This window comes from Microbacterium sp. ISL-59, from assembly GCF_018613945.1.
GTDB classification, from domain to species: domain Bacteria; phylum Actinomycetota; class Actinomycetes; order Actinomycetales; family Microbacteriaceae; genus Microbacterium; species Microbacterium oxydans_B.
Genome location: NZ_JAGGPG010000001.1, coordinates 322,669 through 342,325, shown reverse-complemented (window position 1 = coordinate 342,325; position 19,657 = coordinate 322,669). Strand labels below are relative to the sequence as shown.

The window sequence follows — 19,657 nt, the reverse complement described above, 5'->3', positions numbered from 1 at the left end:
GGTCTCAGCGGCGCCGGGCAACGGCGTCGAGGGTTTCGCGGATGGCCGTGACGGCGTCTTCCACAGAGGGCATCGCGGCGTTCTCGAGTGTCTTCGCGTAGGGCATCGGCACTTCCGCCATGGCCACCCGACGGACGGGCGCATCCAACCAGTCGAACGCACCGTCGCTGATGGTCGCGGCGATCTCTGCGCCGATGCCGTACGTGAGCCAGTCATCCTCCAGGGTCACGGCGCAGTTGGTCTTGCGCACCGACTCGACGATGGTCTCCCGGTCGAGGGGGCGCAGACTGCGGAGGTCGACCACTTCGACGTCGATGCCCTCGGCGGCCAGGATCTCGGCGGCCTGCAGGGCGACGACCGCCATCCGCGAGTACGCGACGACCGTGATGTCGCTGCCTTCGCGGGTGACCGCGGCTCGCCCGATCTGTGCGGGAGCGAGATCGTCGGGGACCTCGCCGGTGGTGTTGTAGAGCGCGAGGTTCTCGAGCACGAGCACGGGATCGTCGTCCTGGATGGCGGCGAGCAGGAGTGCTTTCGCGTCAGCGGGAGTCGCCGGTGCGACGACCTTCATGCCCGGGACGAAGGCGTAGTACAACTCCACGTTCTGTGAATGCGTGGCACCGAGCTGCTGTCCGCCACCGCCTGGCGTGCGGATCACGATGGGCACGCTGGCCTGGCCGCCGAACATGCCGTAGATCTTCGCGGCGTGATTGACGATCTGATCCAAGGCGAGCAGTGAGAAGTTGATGGTCATGATCTCGACGACGGGACGCAGGCCGACCATGGCCGCACCGATCGCGGCGCCGGTGAACCCCTCTTCGGCGATCGGCGTATCGCGCACGCGTTTCGGTCCGAACTCCTCCAGAAGGCCCGCCGTGATCTTGTACGACCCCTCGAAGTGCCCGATCTCCTCGCCGATGAGGAAGACGTCGTCGTCGCGCGACATCTCGCTGCGGAGAGCGTCTTGCAGTGCCTGGCGGTAGGTGATGATGCTCATCGGCGGGCCTCGGCCCCGGAGTGGGCCAACGGCCTCGGTGGTGCAGGGAAGAGAGCCTCGCCGGGAAGCCGTCGGGAGTCGTTCACCACGGGCGTGGCGTACGTGTAGTCGAAGAGGGTCGAGACATCCGGGTGGGGGCTCGCGTCGGCGAACGCGGCGGCGGCGGTGACCTCCGCGGTGACGTCGGCATCGATCGCCGCGACCTCATCGGCGTCGAGGACGCCGCGTTCGCGCAAGGTGGCCGCGAAGGCGGCGACGGGATCCGCGGCCCGTGCGGCTGCGGACTCCTCGGGGGACCTGTAGCGGGCAGGGTCGACGACGGAGTGCCCCTTCATGCGGCCGGTCATCGCCTCCAGGAGGAAGGGGCGTCCCGCTCGGGCACTGGCGAGCGCATCCCGTGCTGCATCGAGAACGGCCAGCGGATCGCTGCCGTCGACCCGGACGGAATCCATCCGATACGACGCGGCGCGCTTGTGCAGCTCGGGTTCCGCTGAGGATTGTTCGACGGTCGTCCCCATTCCCAGGCCGTTGTTGTTCACGACGTACACGATCGGCAGCCCCCACAGCGCGGCGATGTTGAGCGATTCGTGGAACGCGCCGATATTGGTCGTTCCGTCACCCATGAGGCACACGACGGCCTCGCTTCCGCCGCGGTAGTCGATCGCGAGCGCGGTACCGGTGGCGAGGGGAACCTGCCCGACGACGATTCCGTAGCCGCCCATGAATCGGACACCCGGATCGAACATGTGCATCGATCCACCCCAACCGCGGGAGACGCCGTCGGTTCGTCCGTAGAGTTCCGCCATTGCGCGCTCGGGGGAGATGCCCCGGGCGAGCGCATACCCGTGCTCGCGATAGTTGGCGTAGACGTAGTCGGTCGGCTCCAGCGCTGCCATCAGGCCGACGACCGTCGCCTCCTCGCCCAGGTTGAGGTGGCAGTACCCGCCGATCTTCGCTTCGGTGTAGGAGCGTGCGGCACGCTCTTCGAACCGGCGGATCGTCACCATCTGGCGATAGAGCGCCCGCAGATCGGTGTCGGACGGACCCGCGGGAACCGGAACGGGGCTCGCGGTCCTCGGCGGGCGGGCCTTGCGGGGGCGGGCGGCTGTGGGCATGCGTGTTCTCCTTCTTGCCGTGTGTGGATGCGGGGACGGGCGCATTCATGAATGACACGTTCTGCGTATCATTCGTGTATCGAGCATAGTTGATCCGTGGAGGAGGAGGACGAAGTGAACGAAGTCGAGAGCGGTCCGCCCCGCCGGAAACGAGGTCGTCCCACCGTCGATGAGCGCGTTCAGCGACGCGACGACATCATCGATGCCGCGGTCCGGCTTTTCGTCCGCGACGGGTTCGAGCAGGTGACGCTCGACGACATCGCCGCCGAGGCCCACGTGACGAAACGGACGATCTACGGATACATCGGGGATCGCACGGACATCTTCCTCGCCGCTGTCGAGCGTCTCCGCGAGCAAACACTGCATCCGGGTCACCAGGTGGACGAGTCCCTCGCGCACGTGGCGGAAGGAGTCGTCCTGACTTTGCACTCAGACGAAGCGGTCGGCCTGCATCGGCTCATGATCGCGGAGGCTCGCCGATTCCCGGAACTCGCCCGGCGCTTCTACGAGGAAGGCCCGCAGAGCTACATCGCCGCACTGCAGCGCCTGATGCCCGATCATGACCGCGCCCGCGCCGAGGCGCTGTTCGAGCTGCTGCTGGGGGAGCCCCACCGCCGGCGTCTGCTCGGTCTGCGCGACGCGCCCGATGCGGCAGCGGCACGTGCACAGGCGAAGGCTGCTCTGGCCGCCGTCGGACTCGCGTTCGGCGATCCGGACACGCGGGGCTGACCCCGCCGCCGCGGGGCCGACATCCATCGAACGGACGAGGCCGGCGGCTTTCGTACGCAATAAGCTCCGAGCATGGCCCTCGAGTCTCTCTTCCTCCGTCTCGACCGGATCGCGGGCGGGCGGCAGGCCGGCGTCGCGATCAGTGAGGCCGACCGCACTCACCCCAAGACCGTGCGAGCGTTCACGTGGATCCTCTGGCTTCTCGTCGTCGAACTCGTGATCGGGGTGGGGGCCGTCATCGTCGCGCTGCTGCTGGCGGTCGACGGGGAGTCCGTCTCGTTCGCCGTCTGGATGCGAACGCTGGTCGTCCTCGCGATGACCGCGACGCTGTTCTACTTCGCCTGGCGTGCGCAGCACGGCTGGCGATGGGCCTATCAGCGCCTGAGACTGTTCGCGCAGATCTTTCCCGTCATCACGCTCGTGATGGCCGCCATCCCCGGCCTCTACCCGCTCTGGATGGTGTCCGAGCAGATCGTCTTCAGCCTGATCATGATCGGCATCGCCGACTTCCTCACGAGCGATCACATGCGCCGTACCTTTGCACGACCCCCGGCCGACGTCGGATAGCACGGCGGGGCGCGCGACGCCACTCCCTACCGCTGCCCTTCGGAGACCGGCATCCTCGACGGAGACGATTTCAGGGGAGGATCACGAATGGCCAGACTGGTTCGAGTCGCACCGGATGAGGATCCGGGATTCCGGCGGGTTCGCGCGGGGTCGGGGTTCCGGTATGTCGATCCGGCCGGCGAGACCGCACCGGAGGCGGATCGCGAGCGCATCGGCGATCTGGTCATCCCGCCCGCATGGCATGACGTGTGGATCGCGGCGGATCCGCTCGCGCACATCCAGGCGGTGGGGATCGACGGCGCGGGACGCAAGCAGTACCTGTACCACCCGCTGTGGCGCGTGAGCCGTGATCGCCGCAAGTTCGTGCGAGCACTCGACCTCGCGGCCGCTCTGCCCAGCGCCAGAGCTCAGGTGACCAGGGCGCTCAAGGAAGAAGGACAGACCAAGGAGCGCGCTCTGGCGATCGCGTTCCGACTGCTCGACGACGCGGCGCTCCGCATCGGCTCCGAGCGATACCTCGTGCGGCACGGCAGCCGTGGGCTCACGACCCTTCGTCGGCGGGACGTGCGCGTGTCCGGCAGCGATGTGGCGTTGTCCTTCCCCGCGAAGAGTGGCCGCACCGCCTCGATCGAGATCACCGACGAGTCGCTCGCCGACGCGCTGACCGATTTCGCCGCAGGGAAGTCAGGAGCCTTCCTTCTGGCCTATCGCCGCGGTCGTCGCCGCGTGCGCATCACTCCCGCCGAGGTCAACACGTACCTCCGCGAGGTGACGGGGGCGTCTTTCACGGCCAAGGACTTCCGTACCCTGCACGGGACCGTCATCGCGGCCGATGCACTCGCGCGGATCGGCGAGCTCGACCGTCGCAAAGATCGGGACCAGGCCGAGCGACTCGCCGTGCAGGCCGCCGCGACCGCGCTCGGGAACACGACGGCCGTCGCGCGCGGCAGCTACATCGATCCGCGGGTCTTCCGCCAGTACGCACGGGGACGCACGCTGGACCTCTCGGTGACGCCGGAGACGGCCATCCGACGGCTCCTGGGCGGGCCGGAGATCTCGAAGAACGTCAACCGGCGAGCTGCAGCCAGACGACAGCGATGAGCATTGGGATGAGTGGTGTGGCCACTGCGGCGATCACCGGCCACCACCGTGCACGGGAGTCCACGGTCCGAGCGCGCTCGGTGAGGGTGTCGCCTTCGCGGCGGTAGGACTGCGGGTCGAGCGGAGCGGCGGCCTCATCGCGGTACAGCAGCGTCCGTCGTCCGAACCGATCGTGCAGCGCGGCGATCACGGTGAGGAACCCGCGGAGCTCGCTCTCGTCTGTGAGGTCGACGGCGGGGAGGTACAGGTGCAGTGTGCTGTCGACGATCTCCAGATCGAGGTCGGCGCTCTCATCGAGAAGGATCGCCATCAGATCAGGCGTGAGCACATACAGCGCGTCGGTCTCGTAACCGGGCGGGACGGACACCTCGAACACATCGCTGAAGTTGCCCTCCAACCGCAGCTGCGAGCGGCCGGTCGGTCGTCGCGGAAGCACACTGAGCGCTCCACCGCCCCGACGCGAGCGGAGCGTGATCCTCGGCGCTTCCGACGGGAGGGGGATACGCACGGCGCGCACGGTGTGCGTGGTCGCTCCCTCGCGGTCGCCGACGACGAAGATGCGCTCGACGCTGTCGAACGGGAGGCTGGTGCGGAGTGCATCGAGATGGTCCTGCGCGGTGCGGCTCCCACGGTCTATCTGCTCGTCGATGGATCCGCCCCAGATACGGTCGCCGATGTCTGCGCGGTACGTCCACCCGAGCGCCTGCGCGATGGCTTCGAGGTTCGCGCGTCGCCGTCGATGCTGCACGACTGCGATGGTCGAGGTGGCGACGAGTACAGCGCCCGCGACGATCGTCGCCAGCTGTGCGAGGAGCAGGGCGGCACCTTCGAGCCCGAAACCCACAGGCAGCAGATAGAACGCGACGCCGGCGGCGATCGCCAGATAGGCCGCCGACGCGGCGATCAGTCGGAAACCGCCCCGCACGGGGGTTCCTGCGTGCGGGGCGGGCGTCGGTTCCGAGTGCGCGAGCACCGTCAGGGCTTGTAGACGATGGCGATGTTCAGCTGGCCGTTGTCGCGCGCCCACGCGAGCCAGCGCGGTTCGTTCAGCCCGTTGAGACGCTGGATCGGGATGACGTAGATGCCCTGATCGATCCGGCTCAGCGCGCGGAACTCCGGCTTCTTCGAGATCCAGATGGTGCCCCCGCCGTCCCACGGCTCGAGGCACGAGTACACATACCCGTGCTCGCGGAGGTTGATCCGGTCGGTCAGGCTCTCGGCCTGCTGTCGGAGCTCGGCGACGACGTCGGCGGGCACCGTGCCATCCAGGGTGAACGCGGCGACGTCGTATACGTTGCCCTCACCGAAGTCCCGCGTCGTGAGGATGGTCAGTTCCGTGACCCCCTTGTCGGAGGTGCGGGTCCACAGCGCGTGCGAGTTCTTCGCACGCTTGTTCATCAGGAACCCGCCGAAGTTCACCTTCTGGAACGAGAAGTCGTCGAGCTTCGCGGCGATCTCTGCGCGTGTCGTCATGGGGGAGTGTCTCCTTGTCCGGGAGGTCGGGCGGCCTCTCCGTCGAGCGAGCCTAGATGCCCGCCACCGGGCGCCGTCGGACCCCGAACGAGCCCGAACGACGCGCCGGCCGAGCGCCCCCGCAGCCTGCCATAGGCTCGACTCATGCCAGCTCCGCGCACCCTCGACGAGCTCTGCAGCGGGCTGGGGCGGATGCGCGCGGATGCCGGATCCCCCTCGTACGCGGAGATCGCACGGCGCATCGGACGGCTGCGCGGGGGAGCGGAACCGCCGAAGGTCACGGTCTACGACTGCTTCCGTCCCGGTCGACGACGCGTGGACGATCGGCTCGTCGGAGACATTGTCCGGGCGCTCGGCGGGGAGAGGGCCGAATCGGAACGCTGGAGCGAGACGGCGCGCGTGCTCAACGGCGAGCGATCCGGAGTGCACATCGAGGTGACGCATGCTCCGCGGAACGCTCCCGGTGCGGAGATCGGTCGCGAGGCGCTGTTGGCCTCTGTGCCGGCGGCGGATGTCCTGGTTCTCACCGGGCTGCCGGGCGCAGGGAAGAGCACCTTCGCCTCCGCACTGGTCGGCAGGGACTCCGTGCTCACGGTGCAGTTGCGCGAATCCGAGTCGGACCGCCCGCGCGCCGACCCCATCGACATCCTGCGGCGTATGCTCGGCGCGCTCGGAGTCCGTTCGCTGCCCTACGAGCTGCCCCGCCTGCGCGAGACCTTGCAGACCACCGCGCGCGGTACGACCGTGATCGCGGAAGACGCGGGTGATGCCCGGCGCCTCGCCGCACTGATCGTCCCCGGGGTGCGGTACGTCGTGACCTCCCGGGTCGACCTCGCCGATCTGGAGCAGCGTGTGCGACCGCAGTCGCTCACCATCGCTCGTGTCGTCGTTCCGCCGATGACGGACACCGACGCGCAACGGCTCCTCGCGCATCTCATCACGGTCGAGGGGACGGCGGCGCCTCTGTCCACCTCGGAGATCGACGTCGGTGCAGCTGCGCTCCAGCGCATCGTGGCCGTGGGAGGCGGTCTCCCGCTCGACCTCGTGATGCTCGCGGGGATCGTCCGTGAGCACGAGGGCTGGTCGTTCCAGGATCTCGCCTCGCGTTTCGAACATGAGCCGCGTGATGCGCGGATCCGTCCCGTGCTCGAAGCCGCCACCCGCTCGTTGTCGCAGAGTGAGGCCGATCTGCTGGCGGACGCTGCGCTGTTGGACAGGGACATCGACGCGGAGGTGCTGCTCGCTGCCGGCGGTCCGTCAGCGGAAGCCGATCTGCAGCGCCTTCATGGTCGCCATCTCGTCGAACTCCGCGACGGACGCGTGCAGATCCATGCCACGGTGTTCGCGTTCGCCGCGGAGAGATCACGCTCGCTTCGACCCTCTTCGGAGCGCCGGACATTCGTGCGCACAGCAGCGGCCGCGGTGCTCGAGCGGATCCGCTCCGATCCGGACTACGCGGCGCGGGAGGTGGTGACCGTGCTCGCCGTCGCCGCGGCGGCTCGAGAGCATGCCGCCGATTCCGCGGTCGAACAGCTCGCCATCGAAGCGCACCCCGGGCTCTCCCGGTGGTCGATGTGGAACGAGTCGCTGCGCCTGCACGACCTCGCAGCGCGCGGAGAGGGACTCGACCTCGTGCCGGAGATCGCCCTGGGCGTCGCGCACTGCGCTGAGAAGCTCGGGCGCCTGGACGAAGCGCTGATCACGCTGCATCGGGTGCGACGCAGCGCCACCGGGGTGTCACTCGCGCGCACGTGGAATCAGATCGGCAACGTCCAACGGTGGATGAGCCATCTCGAAGAGGCGCTGCGGTCGTACGAGCTCGCGATCGGACACGCGCGGGCTGCGGGGGATCGGATCGTGGAGGGGCGGGCGACGGGCAATCATGCCGATACGCTGCGCATCCTCGCCCGCTACCCGGAGGCACGCGACCGTTACGCGGTGGCTCTGACGATGGCGCGGGAACAGGGCGACGATCTCAACGTCGCGGTCGTTCGCGGCAACCGGGCGCTGCTCCTCCTGGCGATCGGCCAGCTCGACGACGCGGCCGTCGAGCTGCAGGGGCTGCTCGACGAGTCGAGCGTCGACTCGCTTCCGTTCGTGCGCAGGACCTTGGCACTGGTGGCGGAGGCGACGGGAGACGACGTGCGCGCTCGCGAGCTGTGCGCGACCGCGAGGCAGACCCTGCGGACAGCGGGGGAGTTCGCGACCTCGGCGGACCTCGACCTGCTGGAAGCGCGGCTGGACGGGCGCGCCGGCGACCTCGTGAGAGCGCGAGCCGCCGCCGAACGAACCCTGCGCGAGGCGGAACGCGCCGGCTCGCCCCTGATCGCGACCGAGGCGGCGAACTCACTGGCCGAGATACTGGTGCGCGCCGCGGCGATCGACTCGAGCGCAGCCCGCCCGCTCCTCGACGATGCGGCACGGCACGCCGAGGAAGCACGCAGCATTGCCGAGGCGACCGGAGATCGTGCGGAGGTGGCGCGCAGCGACGGCGTCCTCTCGTCGATCGCGGCTGTGCGGGGCGATGAGGCGTCGGCTGAGGCACTCGCGGCGGCCTCGGCGCAGCTCTACGCGGAGATCGGCCATCGCCTGCGCAACGAGTGAGGCGTGAAGGTGGGGCCGTCTGCGTCTCGTCCGGATGCCAGGATGGAGGAATGGACACCGCCAACCTCACCCGGGAGGAGACCGCCGCGCGATCCGCTGCGGTCACCCTGCACCGCATCCGTGTCGAACTCGATCTGACGGGGGCGCCCGAGCGGGCGCGCACCGGGTTCCCGACCGTGACGACGCTCGAGTTCGATGCCACGGCGGAGACGACCTGGCTCGACTTCATCGGCGAAGAGGTGCGCCGCGTCGAGGTGAACGGTGTCGACCAGGATGTCGTGTGGGACGGAGCCCGGATCACGCTCGCCGGTCTCGCCTCCTCGAACGTGGTGCGCGTCGAGGCGGTCGGGGCGTACAGCCGCTCCGGCGAGGGACTGCACCGCTTCCACGACCCCGCCGATGACGAGACGTACCTGTACACGCAGTACGAACCCGCCGATTCGCGTCGAGTCATGGCGTGTTTCGAACAGCCCGACATGAAGGCCGAGTACACCTTCGTCGTCGATTCCCCCTCCGAGTGGGAGGTGCTCTCCAACCAGACCGCGGCGCACACCGACCTCGGCGTCGGGGTGCAGCGGGTGGCGTTCGCCCCGACCCTGCCGATCTCGAGCTACATCACCGCGGTCGCCGCCGGCCCCTACACGCGTGTCGAGGGCGAGTGGCGGCGCGACGAGCAGCAGGTCAGCCTCGGCGTCTTCGTCCGCCGGTCGCTGGCGCCCTACCTGGAGGCCGACGAGATCCTCGACGTCACCCGGCAGGGACTCGACTTCTTCACCGACGCCTTCGCCTACCCGTACCCGTGGGGCAAGTACGACCAGATCTTCGTGCCGGAGTACAACCTCGGTGCGATGGAGAACCCCGGTCTCGTGACGTTCACGGAGTCGTATCTCTCCCGCGGCGCGGCGACGGAAGCGCAGCGCGCCGCACGGGCGAACACGATCCTGCACGAGATGGCCCACATGTGGTTCGGCGATCTCGTCACGATGACCTGGTGGGATGACCTGTGGCTCAAGGAGTCGTTCGCCGACTACATGGGTGCGCACGCCTCCGCGGTCGCCACCCGATTCCATGACGCCTGGGTGAAGTTCGCCGCGAGCCGCAAGGCTTGGGCGTATCAGCAGGATCAGCTGCCCACGACGCATCCGATCGTGGCGGACATCACCGACCTCGAGGCGGCGAAGCTGAACTTCGACGGGATCACCTACGCCAAGGGCGCCGCGGTCCTCAAGCAGCTGGTCGCCTTCGTCGGCGATGACGCGTTCTTCGAGGGTGCTCGGCGCTACTTCGCTGCGAATGCGTTCGGGAACACCACGCTCGACGACTTCCTGGTGCAGCTCAGCGCCGTCTCCGGCCGCGACATGAGCGACTGGTCGGCGGCATGGCTGCAGACTTCCGGTGTGTCGACGCTGTGGACCGAGACGGATGGCGACGGTCGGAGCTTCCTCGTCCAGACCGATCCGCGTCCGCACCGACTGCGCATCGGCCTGTACGAGCGCCTGGACGGGCGCGTCGTCCGTCGCGAGCAGCAGGAACTCGACCTGATCGGCGAGCGGACCCCGCTAGATCTGCCCGATGCCGATCTGGTGCTCCTGAACGACGACGACCTCACGTATGCCAAGGCGCGGCTCGACGAGCGGTCGCTGCGCACGGTCGAGGAGTCGCTGTCCGAGATCGAGGAGCCGCTGGCGCGGGCACTGGTGTGGTCGTCGCTGTGGAACGCCACGAGGGACGGTGAGCTCGATGCGGCGCGGTACGTGGCGATCGTGCGTACGCACGGCCCCGCGGAGTCCAACATCGGGCTGCTGGCGGGTGTCCTCGCGAACGCCGCGTACGCCATCCGGCACTTCGTGGCGGATGCGGACCGTGCTGCGGAGCAGCGCGGCTGGACGGATACCGTGTGGAGCGCGCTGCAGGCCGCCGACGCCGGCAGCGACGCGCAGCTGTCGTGGGCGCGGGCTCTCGCGACCGCATCGGCATACGACGACGTGCACCACGAGCACGTGCGCGCCCTCCTCGACGGTGACGTGCCCGCGGGTCTCGTGGTCGACCCGGATCTGCGCTGGCACCTGCTGACGGCACTCGTCACGACCGGGCACGCCGACCTCGCCGACATCAGCGCCGAGCAGGACCGCGACGACACGGGCAGCGGACGCACGGCAGCGCGACGCGCACGGGCGTCGCGGCCCGACGCCGCCGTGCGGCGCGAGGCCTGGGAGACCGCCTGGACCGACCTCACGCTGAGCAACGATCACCTCGACGCCGAGATCGACGGATTCCGTGCCGGTGGGCGCCGTGATCTGACCGAGGTCTTCGATGCGGAGTACTTCGCGCGGATTGCGGGAGTCTGGGGTGACCGCAGTATCGAGATCGCGCGTCGGCTGGTCCTCGGGTTCTTCCCCGCGGCCGATTCGCTGAGTGCCGTCGACGCCTGGATCGCCGAGAACGCGGGGGCGCCCGCGGCGCTGCGGCGGCTCGTCGTCGAGCAGCGCGACCATCTGGAACGCGATCTCCGTGTGCGCGCCGCTCAGGGCGCTAGCCACCGCGACTAAGCGGGAGCGACCTGCATCCCCATGACCGTGCGCACGATCCACGGGTGCGCACGGTCATCGTCGATGTGGGTCATCCCGAGATTCTCCGCGACGCCGCGAGAGGCGTCGTTGGCGGGATGGATGATGGCGGTGAGCAGCGTCGGCGCGAACTCCCGAGCGACGAGCTCGACGCACGCGCGCGCGGCCTCGGTCGCGTACCCCCGGCGCTGCATCGACCGGCGCACCTGATAGCCGACCTCCCGCACCGGATCGCCGTTCACGGACTGCCAGGTCAGACCGCAGTCGCCGACGAACTCGCCGCCGCGCGTCTCGATGATCCACAGTCCGTGGCCGTGCTTCCGATAGCTCTCCTGCATGCGCGCGATCCACTCGGCGCTCTCGGCGCGGCTCTTGGGCGCCGGATAGAACGCCATCACCTCCGGGTCGCCGAGCAGATCGGCCATCAGGTCCAGGTCGTCCTCCGTCATCTCCCGGAAGACGAGTCGCTCGGTCGGCGGAGGGAGGAGGCGTCGTACCGCGCCGCTCACAGATCGAGCGATTCGCCGGGCTCCAGAACGAAGAACTCGCCGCCGCCCTGCTCGGTCGCCCACTGCAGCCGCTGGCGGTGCATGTTCTTCCCGATAACCGAGAGCGTCATGTCGTGGGTGCCGAAGGCGCGACGCGGCGCGACAGCGAGCACATAGTCCATCGCCTCGCCGATCTTCAGCCAGGGCGCTCCGAGCGGAGCAGCGAGCGTGCCGACCGCGACCCCCTCCGGAACCGCGTAGGAATCGCCGGGGTAGTAGAGCTCGTCGTTCACCAGCACGCCGACGTTCTCGACGACGGGCAGCGACGAGTGGATGACCTCGTGCGTGCCGCCGAAGAACCGGAGCGAGAAGCCGCCGATCTCGACGGTTTCGCCGGGGGAGACCACGGTGATGTCGTACCCCTCCGCCGCCCGGGCAACTCCGGACGGCGCGAAGATCGGCGTGCCCGGCGCCGCGCGCAGGAGCCGGTCGAAGTGATCGGAGGTCCAGTGGTCGGGGTGCTCGTGGGTGATCACGATCGCGACCAGGCCGTCGAGATCCACCAGCGGTGCGGTGAAGGAACCCGGATCGATCAGCAGGGTCTTCCCGCCGGCATCGAGGCGGAGGGCGGCATGTTCGAACTTGGTAACGCGCATGAGACGAGTCAACTCCTTCAACAGGTGCACGGCAAACGGATTCTGCGCGCCACGCCCGGGAGTCAGGTCGGGGTGGCGTCGATTTGGCGGACCGAGAAACGCCATGGCATACTTGAACGGTTGTCGCGCGACGGAAACGTCCGCCAGACGGCCCCATCGTATAGCGGCCTAGTACGCTGCCCTCTCACGGCGGTAACGCGGGTTCGAATCCCGCTGGGGTCACACAACATGAGAAAGCCTCCGGTTCGCCGGGGGCTTTCTTGCTTTTCGCACCCGGTTCACGGAGTGGACGCCTTTGTGAACCACAACGCCGCGCCCGTTCCGACGGCGGCCGCTGCAGCGAGCGGGAAGTCGAGTCCGTACGCGGTGATCGCGATGATCGGCGTGACGAAGACCACGACGGCAGCGACCGTGACCGCCGTCGATGGGCGGCGCGGCACGCCGAATCGTGGCACTCTCTCGAACCGACCGAGCCACAGGGAGAGCAGCCATACGGCAGCCAGTACGACCACGAAGAACAGGGGTCGCGTCCACCACCACAGCGGACTTCCCGGCGACGGCAACGGCAACGGCAGGAGGAGCTCGATGCCGACGAGCACCATGATCATCGGGAGATGCCAGAGGTAGATCGTCATCAGCCGCGACCCGATGAGGAAGACAGTTCCCTGCGCCGCTCTGGTGCGCATGATGGCGGTCAGAGGGCGGTGCAGGATGGTCAGCGCCGCGGTCTGGATCACCGCGAGGACAGCCATCGTGGCTGTCGGCGGCCACTGGTTGCCGAGCATGCTCTGCGTGTAGCCGCCGAGAGAGACGAGAGCCCACAGGGCCACGTACCCGCCCGCGATCATCAGCACGAGCTGCCACCAGGTGCGGAGTGCGAACCAGCCGTCATAGAGGAAGAATCCGACCTGCTGTGCGAACAGCCACGCGAACAGGATGTTCGGGATGCCGGAGAGTTCCTGGCCGAGGCCATACCCCGTGGGAGGAAGGGGGGCGATGCCCAGGACGCCGCCGACGAAGAGGAACCGGAAGGCATCGACGGCCAGAGCCGTGGCGAACAGGATCAGCAGGATCCACGCACCGTGTCGCTCGTGGAGCCGCATCATCGCCGGTGCCAGTGCCTGCGCGATCATGTAGGCGGCGAGGAACCACAGCGGCGACCCGACGCCGATCGCGATGGTGTCCACGAGTGCCGGATCGACGCCGAGCACCCGTGCCGCGCCGAGGACGATCGTGAAGAAGACGAAGAGCGGGAGGGCAGGGCGGGCGAGGCGTGCCAGTCGTACGCGCACGAAGGTGTCTGCGCTCTCGCGACGAGCGACTGCTGATCGCCATCCGGCTCGTGCGGCGTATCCGCCGACCACGAAGAATAGCGGCATGATGTTCGCGATCCAGGAGGCGGCGGTGAACCACGACTGGGTCTCGACGGTCTTCTCGATCAGGAGCGACCCGTCCGATTCCCGCCCGACCCCGGTGAAGAGGACATGCACGAACACGACGAGCAGCACGCAGGCGACGCGGACCAGGTCGAGAGTGAGGTCGCGGCCGACCGGCACAGCGCGTGACCGGAGATCGATGGCGGCTCTGCTCATGGCAACGACTCTAACCGCCGGCGGATCGGTGCCCGCTCGGGCGGCGGGAGTCAGATCTGGTCGGGACCGGCTTCTTCCGCTACCGACGAGGGTGCGGATCGACGGTTCCGGCGCGCTCGACGGATCAGCCACACGATCAGTACGACGACACCGACGACCGCGAGCCAGGGGAGGACGAAGCCCAGTGCGATGACGAGGGCGTTGAGCGATACGACGAGGCCGTTCCATCCGGCGAGCAGGCCGTCGGCGAACCCGGCGGGATCGGCGGTGGTGGCCGTCGTCGCTCTGGTGAGTTGCACCTGAAGCGAGGACATCGCTACCTGATCCTGCAGGGACTCGAGCTGCTGCTCATACGACTCGAGCTGCGCCTGTCGGTCGGTCAGCGCGACCTCGGCCTCGATCAGCTCGGAGACGCTGCCCGACTGCGCCATCAGCTCGGTGAGACGGTCGACGGACGCGCGCGTCGAGTCGACGCGCGCCTGAAGATCGATCGACACCGAGGACACGTCCTGCTTCGACGTCGACGACGAGAGGACGTCACCGGTCTCTCCGAGCGCGGCGATCACCTCCGGCAGATCTGCGGAGGGCACGCGGATGCTGATCCAGCCGTACGCCGAGTCGGCGGGAGCCGGTTCGGACGTGCCGTCGATGGCGACGGACTTCCCGATCTCGGTGCTCTCCACGTAGCCGTCGTGCTCCTCGGCGAGGTTCGCGATCGCCGAAGCGGCGTCCGCGATGCTCTTCACCTGGACGGTCGCCTGGGCGGTCGCGATGATCTCCCGATCGCCCTCGCTGCTGTCGGCGCCGGCGATGGTGGAGTCGGAGATGCTCCCGGGGAGCGATTCGGGTGCTGAGTCGGACATCTGATCCGGCGATGACGACGAGGAATCCATCGAGACGCCGCCCGGCAAGCTCAGCCCCTCGGCCGTCGATGTCGCGGTGCCACCGACCGCGCCGAGGATCGGGGGCGTCACGAGGACGCCGACGACGAAGGCCGCGGCGATGCCGCCGCCCGTGAGCCAGCGGCGGCGGCGTTTCCTGGCACGCTCGGCCTGCGGATGCGCAGGGGAGCGTTCTGCGGCGATCTCGGTGAACACGGCGGTCTCGATGCGGGCGATGGTGTCGTCCGACAGCACCGGCAGCTCGCTGCGGGGATTCTGGTCGTTCATGCGTCTCTCACTTCCTTCACGGCGCCGCGCAACCGGGTGCGCACTCGGGAGAGACGATTGCGGACGACCGCGTGCGTGATGCCCAATTCCTCGGCCGCGGCCTGATACGCGTAGCCCTCGGACGCGCACAGGCGGAAGATCTCGCGGTCGAGATCGTTCAGGGTCCCCACCTCGACGGCGATCCGGGCGGCGAGCTCGGCCGTGATGACCTGTTCCTCGACGCTGATCGTGTCGGGCAACAGGGTCTCGTCGACGGCCTCGGCGGTGTGCGCCTGATCGCGGCGGCGCTGGCGCAACCGGTTCGCGGCCTGGAAGCGGCAGATCGTGGCCAGCCAGGGCAGGATCGACTCGCCCTGGAGCTCGAGAGCGGGGAGCTTGCGCCAGGCGACGACGAACGTCTCCTGGGTGACGTCCTCCGCGTCGGCGGGCGACGCCAGGATGCCCTGGGCGATCCAGTAGACCGGCCGCACGTGTGCGCGGTACAGCTCGCGGAAGGCGCTCTCGTCGCCGGCCGCGGCCTGCGCCGCCCATTTCTGATCACTCGTCTGCACGGGCATCCTGATTCCGTTCGGTGTCTCTCACCAGGGAAGTGTCGATCGCTGCCTCATCGTCTCAGATCCGGTCGCCGTATTCGTCTCGATCGCTGTTCCCCGCGGTGCCGCGGCTCCGGTAGCATTGCCCGGGCGAGAGGGAGTATCCCGGATCCGCGCGTAACGTCATCACGAGCACCGTCATCGCTGCTCCGGGCGCGCGACGCACATCTGTGCGGGGGAGAGACTTTCGACTGATTCCCGACCCCTCCGCGAAAGGCCTGTGCGCCCCTTGGAAATCCCCGTCTGGTTCGAGATCACCTCGATGGTCGTCCTCACGATCATCCTGATCGCCGACCTGCTCCTCATCCGGCTGCGGCCGCACATCCCCTCGACGAAGGAGTCCACCCTGTGGGTGGTCTTCTACGTGGGTCTCGCACTGCTCTTCGCCGTGCTCCTGGGCAACGTCGGCGGCTGGCAGAACGCCGGCGACTTCATCACCGGCTGGGCACTGGAATACAGCCTGTCGATCGACAACCTGTTCGTCTTCGTCCTGATCATGGCCCAGTTCGCGGTGCCGCGGCGCCTGCAGCAGCAGGTCCTCATGGTCGGCATCATCATCGCGCTGATCCTGCGCGGCCTCTTCATCCTCGCCGGCGTCGCGATCGTCGAGAACTTCTCGCCGATCTTCTACATCTTCGGCGCATTCCTCATCTGGACGGCGATCCGTCAGGCGATGCCCGACGGTGACCATGAGGGTGAGGTCAAGCGCGAGAACTTCATCGTGCGCCTGCTCCGTCGTCGCGTCGACATCAGTGAGGAGTACGACGGATCGAAGATCCGCACCACGGTGGACGGCAAGCGCATGTGGACGCCCATGGTGATCGTCTTCATCACGATCGGCGTCACCGACCTCATCTTCGCGATCGACTCGATCCCCGCGATCTTCGAGATCACCACGAACGGATTCCTCGTCTTCGCGGCCAACATCTTCGCGCTCATGGGGCTGCGCCAGCTCTACTTCCTGCTGGGTGACCTGCTCGATCGCCTCCGTTACCTGCACTACGGCATCGCGGTGATCCTCGGCTTCATCGGCATCAAGCTGATCCTGCACGCGCTGCACGTCAATGAGCTGCCGTTCATCAACGGCGGTCAGCACGTCGAGTGGGTGCCCGACATCAGCAACATGGTCTCGCTCGGCGTGATCCTCGCTTCGATGACCATCGCGACGGTCGCGAGCCTCATCGCCTCCTCGCATGACAAGCGCGCGGAGAAGAAGGCAGCGCTCAGCGAGTAGTCCCGCAGGCGACCTGCGCGCCTCAGAACGCGCGCAGGTTCGCCTGCAGACCGCCGTCCACGTACTCCCGGCGGAGAATGCCGCGGCGGCGCAGGACGGGCACGAGTTCGTCGAGCGTGCGATGCAGGGTGACCGGATGGAAGTCGCCCCAGAGCAGCACGCCGTCGTTGCCCCACTCGCCGAGCTCTTCGATCAGGTCGGCGAACTCCTCGGCCGTTCCGACGAAGCCGGAGCGGTCCGTGATCCGGCCTGTGCGGGCGAGCGCCGTCAGATGGGCGCGCAGCGGGGCATCCTCGCCGCGGTCTCCGATCAGGCGCTGGATGCTCCCGCGCGAGACGTGGGCGCCGAAGATCGAGAGGTCGAGCGCCTTGTCGAGGTCGAGCGACGTGAGGTCGGTCTCGAGGTCGCTGGACTGCTTGCGGGCGATCTGCACCAGCGCGGCGTCGTCGGGATGGGCGGATGCGGCGACGATGCGGTCCGCCTCCTCGCTCGATGACGTGATCACGGGCTGGATGGCGAACAGGATCTTGATGTCCTCGGGCTGCCGCCCGTTCGCGATCGCCGCCTCGTGCACCCGGGCACGGTAGTCGCGCACGGACTTCTCGTTCAGCGGAGCCAGCGCGAGCTGCACATCGGAGTTCGCGCCGGCGAACCCGAGTCCGCGGCCGGAGCCGCCGGGGGAGACGATCGCGGGATCCCCGTCCGTGAACGGGAGCGCGTTGAGGGGGCCGTCGAATGCGAAGTGCTCGCCCCGGTGCCGGACGGGCTGCAGCTTCGTACCGTCGGCGTAGACCCCGGTCTCGCGGTCGGCGACGAGTGCGCCGTCGTCCCAGCTGTGCCACAGTGCGCGGATTCCGGCGAGCCAGTCCTCCGCGCGGTCATACGCCTCGTCGTGACCGAGCTGCGGCGCGTCCGAGAAGTGTCGTGCGCTCCCGGTGTCGGTGACCACGTTGAGACCCAGCCGATGCCCGCTCAGATGCTGCAGCGTCGCGAACTGGCGCGCCGCGGTGTACGGGAGATACGCCGCCGGGTTCACCGTCGGCACGACGCCCAGATGCCTCGTCGCCTGGAAGAGATACGGAGCGAGCAGGAGCGGATCGTGCTTGGGGCCGCCGAAGGCGTGACGGACCCGCAGATCGATCGTCGACGGCGACCCCAACGACGGCGCGTCCTCGATGATGACCAGGTCGAAGCCCGCCTGCTCCAGGGTGCGGGCAGCGTCCTGGTACACCTCAGGGCGCGTCCAGTCGTAGTCCCAGTCGAGTGACGGATAGCCCCAGCCCTGCGGCCCGAAACCGCGCGCCAGGAACCAGCCGAAGTGCTGGGGTCGGCTCACGCGACCGTCTCCCGCACGGCGTTCAGCACCTGCGAGAGGTCGGCGACGAGATCCTCGACGTCTTCGATGCCGATCGATACCCGCAGCGTGCCGGGGTGCACGCCCAGGATCTCGCGCTCTTCGTCCGTGCGCTGCGCGTGACTCGTGGTCGCCGGATGCAGCACCAGGGAGCGGACATCTCCGATGTGGGTCATGTGCGTGAAGACCTGCACGCCCTCGACGAACCGTCGTGCGGCGGGCAATCGGCCCCGCAGGGTGAAGGTGAAGATCGACCCCGATCCGCCCTCGAGGTAGCGGGAGCCGATCTCATGGTCGGGATGCGAGGGGAGCCCGACGTAGTCCACGCTCTCGACCGCGTCGTGCTGTTCCAACCACTGCGCGATCTGGAGCGCGTTGCGGGACTGCCGCTCGACGCGGAGGCTGAGTGTCTCCACGCCTTGGCCGATCAGGAAGGCGTTGAGCGGAGACGGGGACGCGCCGAATCGCGGCGCCACCGACTCACGCGCGTAGGCGATGCGTGCGCGCCCGCCGTGGCGAGCGAAGACGCTGGGAGCGTCGCCCCGCCCCGGCAGCACGAGGTGCGGCGCATTGTGGCCCGCGTGCTCGGCGTCGAAGCGGCCGTCGTCGACGATCACGCCGCCGAGAACGGATCCGTGTCCGGCGAGGAATTTCGACGCGGAGTGGACGACGATCGCCGCGCCGTGCTCGATCGGACGCAGCAGGGCCGGGGTCGCCAGGGTGTTGTCCACGATCAGCGGGATCGCGAACTCGTCGGCGATGTCGCTGATGGCACGGATGTCGAGCACGTCGTTGCGCGCGTTCGCCACGGACTCGGCGAACACCGCGCGGGTGTTCGGGCGGATCGCCGCCCGCCAGGCATCCGGATCGGCGATGTCTTCGACGAAAGTCGTCTCGATGTCGAGGCGCGCCAGGTTGTCGAGGAAGAGCCCTCGGGTGCCCTCATAGATGTGGGTGGAGGAGACGATGTGGTCGCCGGCCCCCACGACGGTGAGCAGGGCGGTCACGACTGCCGCCTGTCCGCTCGCGACCAGCACCGCGTCCGCGCCGGACTCCAGGGCTGCGAGCTGACGCTCCACGGCTCGCACCGTCGGGTTGCCCGTGCGCGTGTATCCGAAGCCGGCCCCGGTGCTGAAGTGGTCGGCCGCGTGGTCGAAGTCGTCGAACTCGAACCCCGCCGTCAGATAGATGGGCGTCGCGCGCGAGGACGCCGTCTCACGGGTTCTCGCCGCGTGGACCGCACGGGTGGCGAAGCGGGCGGTGTCGACGGTCATGCGGTGCCTCTCGGTCGTTCGGGTGCTCAACAGAGTGTCATGACGGGTCGGAGCGTGTCCGAGCGGTGGTAATCTGACGTCATGCGGACCGTGCTCCTTCTTCTTAGCGGCCGCGACGAGACCTCGATCTGAGCCCCTCCTCGT

The 19,657-nt window shown here is 68.5% G+C and carries 17 protein-coding genes and 1 tRNA gene; 7 read left to right on the top strand and 11 right to left on the bottom strand.

Annotation, left to right across the window (positions count from 1 at the left end; genetic code table 11):
- Nucleotides 1-4: 4 nt before the first annotated feature.
- Together J7E45_RS01690 and pdhA are read right to left on the bottom strand one after the other, a co-directional pair.
- Nucleotides 5-997 (bottom strand): alpha-ketoacid dehydrogenase subunit beta, encoded by a 993-nt coding sequence (locus tag J7E45_RS01690; RefSeq protein ID WP_091027408.1) that lies wholly within the window; start codon nucleotides 995-997, stop codon nucleotides 5-7.
- Nucleotides 994-2,112 (bottom strand): pyruvate dehydrogenase (acetyl-transferring) E1 component subunit alpha, encoded by a 1,119-nt coding sequence (pdhA, locus tag J7E45_RS01685; RefSeq protein WP_251053344.1) that lies wholly within the window; start codon nucleotides 2,110-2,112, stop codon nucleotides 994-996. The genes J7E45_RS01690 and pdhA overlap by 4 nt, the downstream gene beginning before the upstream one ends.
- A 114-nt stretch (nucleotides 2,113-2,226) precedes the next feature.
- On the opposite strand from pdhA, the gene J7E45_RS18140 reads away from it, so the two are divergent.
- The 3 genes from J7E45_RS18140 to J7E45_RS01670 all read left to right on the top strand — a co-directional run bounded on the left by J7E45_RS18140 (nucleotide 2,227) and on the right by J7E45_RS01670 (nucleotide 4,509).
- Entirely contained in the window at nucleotides 2,227-2,841 is a 615-nt protein-coding gene (locus J7E45_RS18140; protein WP_091037571.1) for a TetR/AcrR family transcriptional regulator, read from the top strand.
- Between the two features lie 72 nt (nucleotides 2,842-2,913).
- Nucleotides 2,914-3,408, top strand: coding sequence for a hypothetical protein (locus J7E45_RS01675; RefSeq protein ID WP_215066686.1), 495 nt, complete (start codon nucleotides 2,914-2,916; stop codon nucleotides 3,406-3,408).
- A gap of 87 nt (nucleotides 3,409-3,495) precedes the next feature.
- Nucleotides 3,496-4,509: a DNA topoisomerase IB gene (locus J7E45_RS01670; RefSeq protein WP_215066684.1), complete on the top strand. Its 1,014-nt coding sequence runs from the start codon at nucleotides 3,496-3,498 to the stop codon at nucleotides 4,507-4,509.
- Here the strand turns inward: J7E45_RS01670 and J7E45_RS01665 are convergent.
- Nucleotides 4,475-5,434, bottom strand: a complete 960-nt coding sequence (locus J7E45_RS01665) for a hypothetical protein (protein ID WP_215066682.1) — start codon at nucleotides 5,432-5,434, stop codon at nucleotides 4,475-4,477. The genes J7E45_RS01670 and J7E45_RS01665 overlap by 35 nt on opposite strands.
- A 50-nt stretch (nucleotides 5,435-5,484) precedes the next feature.
- Nucleotides 5,485-5,982: a hypothetical protein gene (locus J7E45_RS01660; RefSeq protein WP_029263558.1), complete on the bottom strand. Its 498-nt coding sequence runs from the start codon at nucleotides 5,980-5,982 to the stop codon at nucleotides 5,485-5,487.
- A 144-nt stretch (nucleotides 5,983-6,126) separates the two neighbouring features.
- Here J7E45_RS01660 and J7E45_RS01655 point away from each other — a divergent pair, with 144 nt between their 5' ends.
- Both J7E45_RS01655 and pepN read left to right on the top strand, forming a co-directional pair.
- A complete protein-coding gene (locus J7E45_RS01655; protein WP_215066680.1) occupies nucleotides 6,127-8,586 on the top strand; it encodes a tetratricopeptide repeat protein in 2,460 nt (819 codons plus the stop codon).
- Between the two features lie 50 nt (nucleotides 8,587-8,636).
- The gene (gene pepN / locus J7E45_RS01650; protein WP_215066678.1) at nucleotides 8,637-11,135 is read left to right on the top strand and encodes an aminopeptidase N; all 2,499 of its coding nucleotides are present in this window, start codon (nucleotides 8,637-8,639) and stop codon (nucleotides 11,133-11,135) included.
- Here pepN and J7E45_RS01645 read toward each other — a convergent pair.
- Nucleotides 11,132-11,662, bottom strand: a complete 531-nt coding sequence (locus tag J7E45_RS01645; protein ID WP_279627359.1) for a GNAT family N-acetyltransferase — start codon at nucleotides 11,660-11,662, stop codon at nucleotides 11,132-11,134. The genes pepN and J7E45_RS01645 overlap by 4 nt on opposite strands.
- The gene (locus J7E45_RS01640) at nucleotides 11,659-12,297 is read right to left on the bottom strand and encodes an MBL fold metallo-hydrolase (RefSeq protein WP_091035992.1); all 639 of its coding nucleotides are present in this window, start codon (nucleotides 12,295-12,297) and stop codon (nucleotides 11,659-11,661) included. Before J7E45_RS01640 ends, J7E45_RS01645 begins: the two co-directional genes overlap by 4 nt.
- Nucleotides 12,298-12,446: 149 nt before the next feature.
- Between J7E45_RS01640 and J7E45_RS01635 the strand changes: the two genes are divergently transcribed.
- Nucleotides 12,447-12,519, top strand: a tRNA-Glu gene (locus J7E45_RS01635).
- Nucleotides 12,520-12,575: 56 nt separating this feature from the next.
- Here the strand turns inward: J7E45_RS01635 and J7E45_RS01630 are convergent.
- From J7E45_RS01630 to J7E45_RS01620, 3 genes are read right to left on the bottom strand one after another with little or no spacing between them, the layout of a single operon-like run.
- A complete protein-coding gene (locus J7E45_RS01630; protein WP_215066676.1) occupies nucleotides 12,576-13,889 on the bottom strand; it encodes an acyltransferase in 1,314 nt (437 codons plus the stop codon).
- A 50-nt stretch (nucleotides 13,890-13,939) separates the two neighbouring features.
- Nucleotides 13,940-15,058 (bottom strand): DUF4349 domain-containing protein, encoded by a 1,119-nt coding sequence (locus J7E45_RS01625; protein WP_215066674.1) that lies wholly within the window; start codon nucleotides 15,056-15,058, stop codon nucleotides 13,940-13,942.
- On the bottom strand, nucleotides 15,055-15,615 hold the full coding sequence (locus J7E45_RS01620) for an RNA polymerase sigma factor (protein ID WP_091036000.1): 561 nt from the start codon (nucleotides 15,613-15,615) through the stop codon (nucleotides 15,055-15,057). The genes J7E45_RS01625 and J7E45_RS01620 overlap by 4 nt, the downstream gene beginning before the upstream one ends.
- A 265-nt stretch (nucleotides 15,616-15,880) precedes the next feature.
- Here J7E45_RS01620 and J7E45_RS01615 point away from each other — a divergent pair, with 265 nt between their 5' ends.
- The gene (locus J7E45_RS01615) at nucleotides 15,881-16,885 is read left to right on the top strand and encodes a TerC/Alx family metal homeostasis membrane protein (protein ID WP_215066671.1); all 1,005 of its coding nucleotides are present in this window, start codon (nucleotides 15,881-15,883) and stop codon (nucleotides 16,883-16,885) included.
- Between the two features lie 22 nt (nucleotides 16,886-16,907).
- On the opposite strand, the gene J7E45_RS01610 is transcribed toward J7E45_RS01615, so the two are convergent.
- Together J7E45_RS01610 and J7E45_RS01605 are read right to left on the bottom strand one after the other, a co-directional pair.
- Nucleotides 16,908-18,221: an LLM class flavin-dependent oxidoreductase gene (locus J7E45_RS01610; RefSeq protein ID WP_215066669.1), complete on the bottom strand. Its 1,314-nt coding sequence runs from the start codon at nucleotides 18,219-18,221 to the stop codon at nucleotides 16,908-16,910.
- A complete protein-coding gene (locus tag J7E45_RS01605) occupies nucleotides 18,218-19,513 on the bottom strand; it encodes a PLP-dependent transferase (RefSeq protein ID WP_215066667.1) in 1,296 nt (431 codons plus the stop codon). Before J7E45_RS01605 ends, J7E45_RS01610 begins: the two co-directional genes overlap by 4 nt.
- Nucleotides 19,514-19,657 lie beyond the last annotated feature (144 nt).